The sequence below is a fragment of the Micromonospora sp. NPDC003197 genome, from assembly GCF_053590565.1.
Genome location: NZ_JBSFTE010000018.1, coordinates 112,925 through 126,880, shown reverse-complemented (window position 1 = coordinate 126,880; position 13,956 = coordinate 112,925). Strand labels below are relative to the sequence as shown.

General features: G+C 68.5%; 1 protein-coding gene. It reads right to left on the bottom strand.

What is annotated here, in order from left to right:
- Positions 1 to 20 precede the first annotated feature (20 nt).
- Positions 21 to 13,952 carry a toxin glutamine deamidase domain-containing protein gene (locus ACWDV4_RS20570; protein WP_449981170.1) on the bottom strand — a complete coding sequence of 4,644 codons (13,932 nt, stop codon included), beginning with the start codon at positions 13,950 to 13,952 and terminating at the stop codon, positions 21 to 23.
- Positions 13,953 to 13,956: the final 4 nt, after the last annotated feature.

The following is a 13,956-nucleotide window of genomic DNA, read 5'->3' as shown; positions in this document are numbered from 1 at the left end:
CTCCACCTCTCACGGGATCATCACCCACCCAACATGTCGTGCAGTGTCGGCTCGTCTGGCAGTTCGAAGCCGAGTACCTCTCGGGCGATCCGTTCCGCTTCCGCCCGACCGACCGGCCGTGAGCCACCGATGCCGCCGGCTGCCGCCCCCGGGCCGCCCGCCTGCTGGTCGGTCGTCCACTGGGCCGACCGTTGTCCCTGCGGCCCCCACTCGACCACGATCAGGCCATCAACCGTACCTTCCGCCGATAGCCGGGCGTAGTAGACAAAGTTGTACGCGTACTCTTCGATGTTGGTCCGACCCAGTCCGTGCGGTGCCGGTCGTACCGACGGGGCACCCTGCGGCGGCACGACCGGCGACGCGGGCGGCATCGGCGGCACGACCGGCGGCGCGGGCGGCATCGGCGGAACCACCGGTGCCACCGGCGGGGTGGTCACCGTCGTTGGCGGTGCCGGCGGGGCGGGCTGCCGGTCGAGGTGGGTGTAGCCCGATGACATCAGGTCGAGGAATTCGCGTACCGACATTGGTGTCGGGTGCCGCGAGTTCCACGGGTTGCGCAGCTGCACCTGCCCGTTACTGACGCCGACCACCTCGTACGCGTGACCCGCGACCAAGTCGTGCGGCAGGTTGTTACGCAGATGGGCCGGGTACGCATCGGTTCCTCGGCTACCAACGAGCACCGGGCTGCCGACGCCGAGCAGCTGGGTCAGCAGCGCCTCGGTGACGTGCTCCTGGCCCGGGGTCGGGTCGAAGTCTCCAATCCGAGCAGGTTCTCCGGTCAACTGGGTAAGCAGTTCGGCCCGCATCGTCGGGGTGCTGCCGACGTCGAGCCGGGCGTAGCCGAGCGGGGCGGCCCGATCCGTGTCGTTGGGGTTCCAGCCACGCCACCTGGCCTGCCAGGCGTCGCGTTGTGTGTCGGACCAGGTCCGGTCGACAGCGGCCAGCGCCTTCTCCAGCAGCGACGCCCAGGCCGCACTGACAGCGGCCTGGTTGGCGTAGGCCGAGTTCCCAGGTGCGTTTGCCGGGACCGGTACGTCTGGCGTCACGGTGATGCGTAGACGGCGGCCGGTCGGAGTCGTGTTACTGCCGGGTGCGGTGCTCTCGTGCAGGAACACGTCGACGGTGCCGTCGGCATTCGGGTGGAAGAGTCGGCCGATCACCGACGGGTTGTGACCAGCGAGCGACGCGAAGGTGGCGAGGATGCCGCAGTTCCCCAGCCCGCCCTGCTGCACCTGTTCGCGGGTCGGTTGGCCGTTCCAGAGCGGGAACGGCTGACCGGTCTGTGAGTCGACCGGACGACCATAGGTGATCCGCGGCCGGTTCGACTTCACCTCGGGCAGGGTCACCCGGTCGGCGACCGCAGTGGTCTCTCCTGGATACACCCCGGTCGGGCCGCCCTCCTGCGACACCGCGACATCGGCGTACGGGGACATATTGCGCAGCGCCGCCGTCAACACGTCCGGGACCATCATCATCACCCGGGAATCACCCACATAGTGGAAATCGTGGGTAGACAACAACGCCAACTTCGCCGGATCATTCGCCGCCTCGACCCGCACCGCCGAACGAGCCCGCGCCCGATCCTCCCAAAGCAGTGCCTGCCGACCCGCCTCCGTCGACAGGTCGAACGCCACCTCCCCGCCGTCGACCTTGATCTCCGGCGAACCAACCGGCGCGTACGGCCGCAGGTCGAACCGACCCTTCAGATCGACGTACACACCCTCCCGAGCAAGCCGATCCGCCAACTGCGGATCCACCGCCCGCACCTGATCCAGCAGGTGCGCCGGCAACCCAACAATCTGCCCAGCCGATGAAGGCAACCTCGGCAAACTACCCTGCGAAGTCTCCGCAGACACCGCCAGCTCATGCAACCGAGCCGCCAAATCCGACTCGGACAACGGCGTTCCCGAATCCGACGCCCGATGCCAATAGTCATAGAACTGGCAACGCTGCGACTCAGTCAGATTCGCCCCGCCACGCAACACCTCGGCAACGGGAAGCAACGACGCCTTCGACACCGTCAGCCGCATCACCTGTGCGAATACATCCGCCGGCAACAACGCCCAACGCGAGGGTGCGTGCATCGTGCCGGGTGCAAGTCCCAGATGATCGACCAACGCGGCGATCTCCGAACGGATCGCCAACCGCTGTGCTGAATCCGCAGTGCTGTACTGGTCAGCAAGAATCCGGATCTCCGCCATCCGACCATGGTCATGCGCACTCAACCCAGCCGGATCAATCAAACCAGCGACATTACCCGGATCAAGCGGAGCATTGTGGAGAGTTCCCATGGATTGCAGCGCGGCCAACTCGGCAACCTCATGCGCCAACGCACGATCCACCACACCATCAACAGCACGATCCGAAACCGTGATAGTAAAACTACCGTCCACATTTCGAACGGTCTGCGCCACCACGCCACCGTCCAACGGACCAACGGTCAACCACACCCGCAACGGCGGCCCGGACATTGGCCGCACCTCATACTGGCCGTGACCGACCTGAACAATCCCCGCGACGCCAGCCGCACCAGCCACCGACGTCACCGCCGCCTGAGCCACAGCCCACACCGCAGCCGGATCCGCACCAGCACGACCCAACCCATGGAACGACGAACCCGGCACCGCAGCAGCCGTAATCCGACCAGCCTCACCAGGCAGTTCAGAGTTCGCCGTCGACCGGTGGCTATCCGCCGCATCCTTCACCGCTTCTGCGTTGGTCGGCGGCGCGGAGACCTGCGTGGTTGGCGAAGTGGGTTGCCGGTCGAGGTGGACGTAGTACGGCGACATGATGTCGAGAAATTCGCGTACTGACATGAGCGTCGGGTGCCGCGAGTTCCACGGATTACGCAGCTGCACCTGCCCGTTGGTGATACTCACCAGTTCGTAGGCATGGCCCGCGACCAGGCCGTGTGGCAGGTTGTTCCGCACATTCTCCGGGTACGCATTCTTCCCGTTGGTGCTCACCACCACCGGGCTGTCGACGGCGAGTAGTTGGGTCAACAGTGCCTCGGTGACGTGCTCCTGGCCCGGGGTCGGATCGAAGTCTCCAGCCCGAGCGGGTTCCCCGGTCAACTGGGTGAGCAGCTCGGCCTGCATCGTCGGGCTGCTGCCGACGTTGAGCCGGGCGTAGCCGAGCGGCGCGGCCTGGTCTGTGGCGTTCGGGTTCCAGTTACGCCACCTGGCCTGCCAGGCGTCGCGCTGTGTGTCGGACCAGGTCCGGTCGACAGCGGCCAGCGCCTTCTCCAGCAGCGACGCCCAGGCGGTACCGACAGCGGCCTGGTTGGCATAGGCAGAGTTGCCCGGCGCATTTGAAGGCACCGGAACATCCGGGGTCACCGTGATCCGCAACTGACGGCCGGTCGGCGTGGTGTGATCACTCGGACCGGTGCTTTCGTGCAGGAACACGTCGACGGTGCCGTCGGCGTTCGGCTGGAACATCTGGCTCATCAGGGACGGGTTGTGTCCGGCGACCGCGCCGAAGCTGGCGAGAATGCCACAGTCGCTGAGCGCGCCCTGCTGCACCTGCTCCCGAACCGGTTGGCCGTTCCACAGCGGAAGCGGCTGACCAGTCTGTGAGTCGACCGGGCGGCCGTACTGGATTGCCGGCCTGCCGGCCTGCTGCGCGGGCAGCATCACCCGGTCGGCGACCGCAGTGGTCTCTCCTGGATACACCCCGGTCGGGCCGCCCTCCTGCGACACCGCGACATCGGCGTACGGGGACATATTGCGCAGCGCCGCCGTCAACACGTCCGGGACCATCATCATCACCCGGGAATCACCCACATAGTGGAAATCGTGGGTGGACAACAACGCCAACTTCGCCGGATCATTCGCCGCCTCGACCCGCACCGCCGAACGAGCCCGCGCCCGATCCTCCCAAAGCAGTGCCTGCCGACCCGCCTCCGTCGACAGGTCGAACGCCACCTCCCCGCCGTCGACCTTGATCTCCGGCGAACCAACCGGCGCGTACGGCCGCAGATCGAACCGACCCTTCAGATCGACGTACACACCCTCCCGAGCAAGCCGATCCGCCAACTGCGGATCCACCGCCCGCACCTGATCCAGCAGGTGCGCCGGCAACCCAACAATCTGCCCAGCCGATGAAGGCAACCTCGGCAGACTGCTCTGGGTCGTCTCGGCAGACACCGCCAGCTCATGCAACCGAGCCGCCAAATCCGACTCGGACAACGGCGTTCCCGAATCCGACGCCCGATGCCAATAGTCATAGAACTGGCAACGCTGCGACTCAGTCAGATCCGGCGCACCACGCAACACCACAGCGACCTGCGCCGGGGACACCGCAGACACCGTCAACTGCATGAGATTGACAAACACATCCGCTGGCAACAACGACCAGCGAGACGCGGCATTCGGCACCTCTGGCCGCAACCCAAGATGATCCACCAACGCGGCGATCTCCGAACGGATCGCCAACCGCTGTGCCGGATCCGCAGTGCTGTACTGGTCAGCAAGAATCCGGATCTCCGCCATCCGACCATGGTCATGCGCACTCAACCCAGCCGGATCAATCAAACCAGCAACGTTACCCGGATCAAGGGGAACGGAATCCAAAGTCCCCATCGTCTGCAACGCGGCCAACTCGGCAACCTCATGCGCCAACGCACGAGCCACCACACCATCAACAGCACGGTCCGAAACCGTGACAGTAAAACTGCCATCCCCGTTCCGCACCGTCTGCGCGACCACACCACCGTCCAACGGACCAACCGTCAGCTGCACCCGCAACGACGGCCCGGACACCGGCCGCACCTCATAAAGACCGTCAGCGACCTGCACGATCTGCGCCACGCCGGCCGCACCTGCCACCGACGTCACCGCCGCCTGAGCCGCAGCCCACACCGCAGCCGGATCCGCACCAGCACGACCCAACCCATGGAACGACGAACCCGGCACCGCAGCAGCCGTGATCCGACCACCCCCACTGCCCGGATCCTGATTATTCGGATCTGGGTTGCTCGGGTCCGGGTTCGCCGGATTGCCGGGGTCCCCCGTCGAGGGCGGGGTGTTGGACTGCTGTTGGTTGTTCTGCGTACCGAACAACCGGGACAGCAGGCCGGTGCGACGGTGGCTTTCCGCAAGCCGATCGCCCAACGCCGTGGTGGCCTGCTCCGCCGAGGTGAGTTCGGTGTCGAGCCGGTCCACCGCCTGTTCGAGTTCCGCCACCGGCTGGGTCAACCGGTCGACGACCTGGTCGACCCGGTTGGCAACATCTCGGGCGTCACTCCGAGCGTCGAACCGCGACCGCCGGTCGTCCACGGCAAGACCCATACGCTTCGCGTGCCACTTCGCGATGCCAATGACCGGTGCCGCCGCCAAGGCGGCAATCGGAATCACCGGGGCCAGTGGGCTGGACAGGAGCGAAGCCACCGCGGTCGTGGCCGCCGCCGCCGACATCGTCGTCGCGAAGCTGGAGACCAGGTACGTCCGTAGTGGCGGAAGGCCGCTCGGACGTGGGTCGGCGGCCGCCCGCCGGTCCGCCTGCACCGTCTTGAGCTGCTGCGGACGGCCGGAGCGGTCTCCGCCGAACTCGGCAACCACCTGCTGCGCCTCAGGCGAAAGCTGGGCCACCCGATCGGCCGCACCGAGCATGCCGTCGCGCAGGCCCATTCGGTCGATGATCGTCCATAGCTCACGCAGGGCCGGCTTCGCCGCCCACTTGTTGGCCGTACGCACATGGTGCGCGGCGGTCTGCAACTCCCAGGAGTCGGCCCGGGTCAGTGGCGCGGGCGCGTTGGGGTCGGCATTCGTACCGGTGGTGGGACTCGGTGTCGTTGGGCTCGTCGGCGTGGTGGGACTCGGGCTCGTTGGGCTCGTCGGCGTGGTCTGACCAGCCGGGGTCGTCTGACCATTCGGAGTGCCGGTCTGGTCGGTCATGGCATCCACGGTTGCCGTAATGTCCGCCAGTTGCGCGGCCACCTGGTCGACCCGGTTCGTGGCTTCGGTGACGGCGGTGACCGCCGGTCCGGACAACCGGTCCACCCGGGCCCCGGTCTCCGGCGATGGCCGGGCGAGGTCCCACTCCCGGCGGGCGTCCTTGACTCTCGCCTCGACCCGCTTGAGCAACATGTCGCGCAGCGGCGAGACAAGCCCTCCAGCAAGCATGTTGACCGGACCGGCGATCGCCGAGGCCAGTGCCTGGAGGGAGGCAGCCATACCGACGGTCACACCAGCCTGCGCGACCGGACCGGCGGTCTGCTCGACCGCGAACACCCCCCAGTGGGGCACGTTGCCCGGCCGGGTCGTGCCGTCGGCGGCACCGACTGGCGGCCGAGGGCCGAAGCGGGTACGAAGATCGAACAGGCCCGGCTTGCCGAACCGCTCCACAACCGGCGAGAGTTCCGACGGCAGCAGGGCACGACGCTGCTCGTAGCCCGGCGTGTCGGTACGCATGCCCAACTGGTCCACGAGTGCCCGGATCTGCCGGGCGATCGCCGGGCGGGCCAGCGGTCGCGCCGCGGCATGCTGCGCGGCAAGTGCCGCGATTTGGTCCAGGGCTGCCGTCTCCGTCGGGTTGACCGATGGAGCGGTACCGGGCTGGGCCGGGGCCACGTTGCCGCCCGGTACGGCCGGTACGACGTTCGAACTCGGCTGCCCGCCCCCGGTGTTGGTCGTCGGGCCGGTGTTGCTGGTCGTTGCGGTAGGGGTGGCGGGATCGCCGAGCAACAGCCGCCGTACTCCCTCCAGCAGACCCTGCCGGCGGTGCGACTCTGCCAGCCGCTGCTCCAACTCGCCGACCCGCTGCTCCAGGTCGGACACGCGGTTGACCGCGTTCTCGGCCCGCGCCGTCACCTCGGCGATCGGCGCCGCGATGGCATCCGCCGCCTGATCGAGAAGGGCGTCGGCCGACATAGATGGATGGGCGTCGTCCCACGCCTCGCGGGCGTCCTTGGCAGCCGCCTCCTGACGGGCGATGATCGGATCGTTGACCGTGGAGGCGGCAGCGGCGGCGAGTGCACCCGCGATACCGGCGAAGCCGAGGGTGAGGTCGCCGACGATCACACCAGCAACGGTGGCGATCGTGCCGGCGGTCGCCATGCCGGGCAGGTTCTCCACTATCGACATCCACCAGGGCGCGACCTTCGCCGGGCGCTGCCCCTCGGCCGGAAGCCGGTCGGAGACCACGCGCAACCGCTCGCGGATCGTGTGTCTAACCGACTCGCCAAACCGCTGGATGATCGGAGCAACATCATCGGGCAGCAACGCGCGCCGCTGCTCCGCACCAGGATTACTCTGACGCAACCCGAGGCTGTCCAGCAATGCCTTGATCTCGCGCCCCACAGCCGGACGAGACCAGCGGGACGCTGTGTCGTACTGGACGGCGAGGTTCCGCAGCTCGGCGATCCGGCCCTGCTCGTGCGGGGTCAGCCCGGTGGCGGGTGGGCTGCTCGGGTTACCTGCTCCATCCGGTCCCTGGGTGGTACCACCGGTCGACACCGAATTGGGACCGGTCGGGTTCTGGCCGGTGTTGGTATTGGTATTGGTGTTGGCGGATGGGAACCGACGGGGCGTTCCCATCAGGCGCTGCCGCCGCTCGTTGTCGCTCAATCGCTGTTGCAGCGCCGACACCTGCTGGTCGAGCCCGGAGACCGTCTGGTCGAGCTGTTCCGCCACGTTGGTCGCCCCGGCGGTGCCGTCGGCGAGTGTCGTACCCGTGGTGATGTCGGTCTCGGCGGCGGCCCGAGCACTCTGTCGGGCGTCGTACCTGGCTCGACGGTCCTCGGCCGCGAGCCCGGCACGCTTGGCCGCCCACTTGATCGGCCCGGTTGCCAGAGCAGCCGCCGCCGCACCCGCCCCACTGATGAGCGCGGCCATCGCATTGCCCGTGGCGTACAAGGCGGCCGCCGCGGCTGCTGCGCCGGTGAGGCCCGTCGCCACCAGATGCGCCGCAGTGTACGTACGAAGCCGAGGCAGCCCGGTCGGCCGGGAATCCGTGGAGGTAGACGCCGGGGTGGCGTTCCGCCGATCGGCACGAAGCTGGGAACGGTCGGCGGCGTTCGCCGCGCGGCCACCGTACTGCTCGGTGATGATCGCCTGCGCCTGTGGTGGCAGGGCGGCGATGCGCTGATCGGCACCGAGCATTCCCTCGCGGAGCCCCAGTCGGTCGATCAACACGGCCAACTCCCGCCGCGCCGCCGCTGCCGACCACCGGTCAGCGGTCGCCACCTGGTGCCCCATGGTCACCAACTCGGCGACATCGGCAGAACTCAGCGGCTCGACGACCGGCGCGTCGGGGGCGGTCGGCTGGTTGAGGCTGGCCAGCTCGGCGACCTCGTGAGCCAGACCACGCTCGATCACCGAATCAGCGGCCCGGTCGGAGACGGTGACGAGCGCCGTACCGTCCGGGCGGAACTCGCTCGTCACCACGGCGCGGTCGGCGACCGGGCCGGTGGTCAGCTCCAGGATGAACTGGCTGTTGTTGGAACGGGTCACCAGGTAGGTGCCATCGGGCAGCGCCGCCACACTGCGGACCCCGGCGTGCGCCGCCACGTTCCGGATGGCCAGCCGGGCCTGGTCCAGCACGGCCTGCGGCTCGGCCTGGGGTCGGCCTTCGCCGTGGAAGGCGGTATTGGGAATCGCGCTGGCGGTGATCCGTTCCTGCGTCGATACGCTACCGTCCTGACCACGATCGACGGCAGCTACATCGCTGTCCTGGCCGCTCTCGGCGACATCGCTTCGCGGCTGTGCGTCGACGACCGGCCCGACGGGGTCGCCGGTCAGCCCGTCGGATCGGCCTCCGGCCACACCTGCCGGCCGGTTATCCGGCCCTCCTGGCGCGCCTGGTTGTACCGCTTCATGATCAGTCGTGGGGGCAGACTCGGGTGCGCTGTCACGACTCCGCTCCGGTCGATGACGAAGCTCCCCTGACCCACGTGAATCCCCCGGGCTCGTTGGTCCGGCGGCAGGATCTCCCGGGCCAGCCAGCCCGCCTCGAACGGGTGCAACGCTATCTGGTTTGGCGTGCCGAGCAGCCGGCTGATCAGTGCCCGGGCTTCGTCCTCCGTCATGGTTCACCCCTCCGTCCGGCACGATCATCGAGTCGAGCGTGTGCGTGTCCGCCACATAGTCTGCCGGCGGCTGTGTCCAGGTGCTCCCGTCCTGTGGATCCCACCACACCGGGCCGTCGGCATCCATCGGGTAGACCACGACAAAGGCATGCGATCCCTCGCCGAGGACGTTGCCATCCTCGTCGACCAGAGGATCGCCGTTCTCGTCGTACCCCACCCAGTTGGCGATCACCAGCGCGGCGGAGCCCGGGCCGGCATCGGCGATCTGCTGGTGCAGATCGGCATACTGTTGCGCAACGGCTGCCGCCCGTTCGGCCGGCGTGCCTGGCATGTCGTCGGGCAGTGGCGTCCACTCGCCGCCGATCCAGTCCGCTGCTCGGGCGTCGCCGTCGAGTTCGCCGAGCACCGTTTCGATGCTGCCGTCGGGGTTGACATCCGCCCAGCGGGGTGCCGCGACCTGAGGATCACCGAAGAAGCTGGAAAGCGCTGCCAGCGCGACGTCGATGCAGTTGTTGCTGCGGCCGGGCTGCGTCGTCCCACCATCATTGATCAACTGGCCGTACGGGTGGCTCGACGGGTCGGCCCAGGTCTCGAAGCCGTCCGGGGTCTGGAGACTCTGTTCCAGATCCGCCTGGAACTGTGGATCCTCGATGGGGGCGAGTAGATCCGGGCCGAACTGCCGGGTGTCCGCCAACGAGGGGAAGCCCGAGTAGTCGCCGTCGGCGTCGGCGTCTGGATCAGCATCTGTGTCCGAATCGACGTCCGCGTCTGGATCGGCGTCCGGGTCGGACTGATCCGTGTTGCCGCTCTGCTCCGGCGCGGAGGGCAGGGAGCCATCGATATCGGCCTCGCCGGTCGAGGATGGCCCGGCTGTGTCCGTCGTACCGGCCGTGTCCGTCGTACCGGCCCGGTCGGTGGTGGCACCGGGCCGCCCGGTCTGGGTACGACTGTCTCCGCTGGTGCCACCGACCGTGGGCGCGGCGGCCGCCGGCGGCGCGTACGGGTCGCCGTTGGCGTCGAGGGTGATGGACCAGACCCCGTCGACTCCGGTGGTGTGGATCGGGCCGGTGTCGGAAACGACCCTGATCTGGGCGTCGACCCAGATGATGGTGCCGTTGTGGTTGACCGCGTTCCAGGTGTGGGCGCCGCCACCGACCTCGGCGGTCCAGCTGGTGATGATGAGCGCGGACGAGCCCGGCCCGGCCTGACGAAGTCGGTCGGCGATGGCGTCCAACGCGGCAGTGCCGGTGCCGTGGGAGTCGAAGTTGGCACCCAGCACCTGCTGCTGGCGGGCGGTGCTGCCCGCCTCCATGGTCGTCGGGTCGGCGGCGCTGGCCGCGACCTGCGGATCGCCGTACCAGGTGGAGAGGAACGACAGGCCGACGTCGGCGCAGTTGTTGTCCCGTCCAGGGTTCGTCGGGCCGCCGTCGTTGACCAGGTTCGCCCACTGGCCCACCCGGGGATCGGGGTGGACCTCCGGCTGGTTGTCCGGCCCGGTCGGGACCTCGTTCTGCAGCGCCTGCTGGTCGGTTTCGGCCGGCGGGATCAGGCCCTGCGGATCCCCGTACGGGCGGGAGTCGACCAGCGGTTGACCGTTGCCGGGGACGCCGGTCTCCGGCGGCGGATTCGGGGTGACGAACCGTTCCGTGTCGACAATCGGCTGGATGCCCAGGGCGGGTACGTACACCTCGCAGGAGCGGCACGGCGGACGGTAGTCACCATGGTTGTACTCGGTGCCGTCGCTGAACGCCTGACCGAGCTGATGGGTGACGATCTTCGCACCCTCGAACTTGCTCCGGGCGTACGCCTCGAACGTACCCGACTTGCCCTCGTTGGTCCACTGCTGCTCGAGCTGGTACAGCTGGTCGGAGATGAGGGCGACCTCGGAGCACTTGCCGTGCCCGGCACCGGTCTTTGGCAGCTGCTGCGCGGTCTGGTTGAGCAACGTCTGCAGGAGCGGATGCACCGACGGCTGGGTCGCCGGAGTCGTGCTCTTGTCCGCCGTCATGCTGGTGTGGACGGTGATTTCGCCGTTCGGCATCATCAGCGCCCCGGCCATGCCCGGCTGCTTCTTCTTGGAGATGCTGCCGGCGTTGACCGCCTCCTGGACGGCCTTGGCCATCGTCCGCGACGCCTCGATCAGCGCCTGCTCGGCCTCCGGGCCGGTCGGATCGCCCTCCACAGTGGTCGGATCAAGCTGCCAACTGTGCGTGCCCTTGCCCGTTGGACCAGTCGATCGGCGCAAACTATCCGGGTTCACCGACCCGGTCGATGCCGGAGGAGCCGGGTTCGCGGCGGTGGTGTCCGGCCCCGTCGACAGGCCGGGCACCACCACGGGTACGACGACCGCGTCCGGATCGCTGTCCACATCCGACTCTTGGTTCGTCGGGTCGGTGTCGGGTGTCGCCGGGGTGGTCGACGACTCGTTGGTCGTACCCGGTGGGGTGGTGTCCGGGGCCCCACTCTGCTGGGGCACCGGCAGCGAACCATCCTGCTGGACCGGCCCGCCCGCAACCGGAACCCGCGGTCCTTCGGTGGTGCTCGGCGCGGTGTTCCGCGGGTCCTGTGGTCCAGGGGTGGTCGGCTGGCTGCTGACCGGTTGCCCCGTCGCCGGCTGGCCCGTGGCTGGCTGCCCGGTTGCTGGCTGGTTGGTGGCCGGCTGACCGGTCGCCGGCTGGTTGGTGGTGGTCCCGGGCTGGTTGGTCGGGCTCTGCTGGTTGGGCACACCATGCTGTGTCGTGCCGACCGACTGTCCGGTCATGGTCGGACCGGCTGGCGGAGTGAGGGACACGGAACCAGCGGAGTTCGGCGCTGTGGTGTTGGGTGCCGTCGTACCGGCCGGAGTCGTGGGCGTGACCGATACGTTGGTACGCGTCGCACCGGTGGTCGATTGGCTGTTCGCCGTGTTCCCGGAATTCCCCGGCGACGTGTTCGTGCCCGTGCCCGGTGTGGTGTTCGTGCCCGTCGTCGGGCTGGTGGTAGCCGGTGTCGTGGTCGGCGTGCCGGTGGCGGGGGTCCCGGTGGCAGGGGTCGATGTGGACGGAGTGGTGGTGCCCCCCGGGGTGCCCGTCGTGGGGCCAGCGTTGACCGGTCCGGAGGTCGTCGGGCCGGTGCCCGTCCCCGGCACCACGGTCGGAGTATCGGTGGTGTTCCCGATCGGACCGACGTCAGACGGAGGCGTCGTCGTCTCGCCCGTCGGTAGGGTGCCGGAGGACGCCTGGTCGGAGTTGCCGCCCGTCACGGGCTCGCCGCCCACCGGAACCCCGATCGGGGTCTTCGATGACGAGTCGCCGCTTGGCGAGCCACTCTGTGTGGTGTCGGTGCTGGTGCTCTGCCCGGTATCGGTCGTGCCGGTATCGGTGGCGCCCGGAGCGGCGGCATCCACCTCGGGCGGGCTGAGCGTGATCGACCCGGAGCCCGTGTTGGGGGCAGTCGACGGCCCGCTGTCCGTATTCCCGGCATCGCTGTTGCTGCCACCGGTGCTCGAACCACTGCTTGAGCTTGAACTACTGCTTGAACTCGAACCGCCGCTGTTCGACGAGGATCCACCCGAATTCGAGCCACTGCCGCTGCCGCTACCCGAGTTCGTACCGCTGCTGGACGAGGAACCACCCGAGTTGGTGCCGCCGGATCCCGTGCCGCTGCCCGAGGATGACCCTCCAGAGCTGGAACCGCCCGTACCGGCACCAGTCCCGCCGCCCGTGCCGGTGCTGCCACCCGTGCCCGTACCGGTACTGCCACCCAGGTTGCCGGTGTTGGCCCCGCCGACGTTGAAGTTTCCGGCGTTGCTCGGGCCATTTTCGCCCACCCCGGTGTTGCCGGGAGTGACGTTGGCCGCCCCGCTGAGGTTGTTGGTCACCCCGGCGAGGCTGTTACCGATGTTGGTACCGATGTTGGTCAACCCGGTCCGGCCGGCACCGCTGGTGAAGCCGCCGAGGATTGACTCGCCGGTCGGCAACTGCCACTGCCCGTTGACCATGCCGTTGGCCAGGGTGCTGGCTACCGGTGAGATCACCGCGTTCTGCATGCCGGAGGCGAGGGAGTTGCGCATCACCCCGGAGCCGGGGAAGTTCAGGCTGGGCGGGCTGAAGTTGACCGGAATTCGCGGTGCCACGTTGTTACGGGCCCACTTGGTGCCGGCGTTCAGCCCGACGCCGAGAACAGCACCGATGGCGCCACCGACGCCGGCGGTGAGGGTGCGCTTGGTGTCCCACTCCGAGCGCTCACCGCTGTTCATCTGGTAGGCCTGCGCGCCGATGTCGATAATCAGCTCTTCGCCGATCTCCTGCGCGAGCTCGATCGCCAGGTGCCGGCCGACGTTGCGCAGCCCGGTCTGGGCGATGCGCTGCCCGATCTGACGCATGGCCGTCTGCAGGGCGAGTTTCATGCCGGCCTTGGTCAGCAACTGCCGACCGAGCTGGGTGAGCAGGCGCTTGAAGGCCACCGTCACGGCCTGGCGACCCGCCGCCAGGATGCCGGGGATCGCTCCGGCCGAGACGCCACCCAGCCACGCCATGAGCAGGGCGACGAAGACCGCGATGACGGTGATGATGACGGCGATCAGGACGGTGAGCTTGGCGTACTCGATCTCCAAGGCGGCGGCGTCGCAGCCGGCACCAAGGGCGGCGGCGGCCTCCTGGACCACCGGCAGACCGGTGTTCGGACCGACGCCGATCTGGCTCCAGAGTTGGCCGAACGCCCCACCGGCACTGCCACCCCAGTTTTCCAGGATCTGCAGGGCGGCGCCGTCGCCCTCACCGAGCGCTTCACCGATCGCCTCGGAGAGCTGGGTCCAGGCTTCGGAGAGCTCGCGCATCTTGTCTTCGTCGCCGGTGGGCCACGCCTCACCAGCGCTGACCCAGCAGATCGCGTCCCAGACCCAGGCGTACTCGCCCAGCGTGCTCTTGGGATTGGGAATCGCCAAGCCG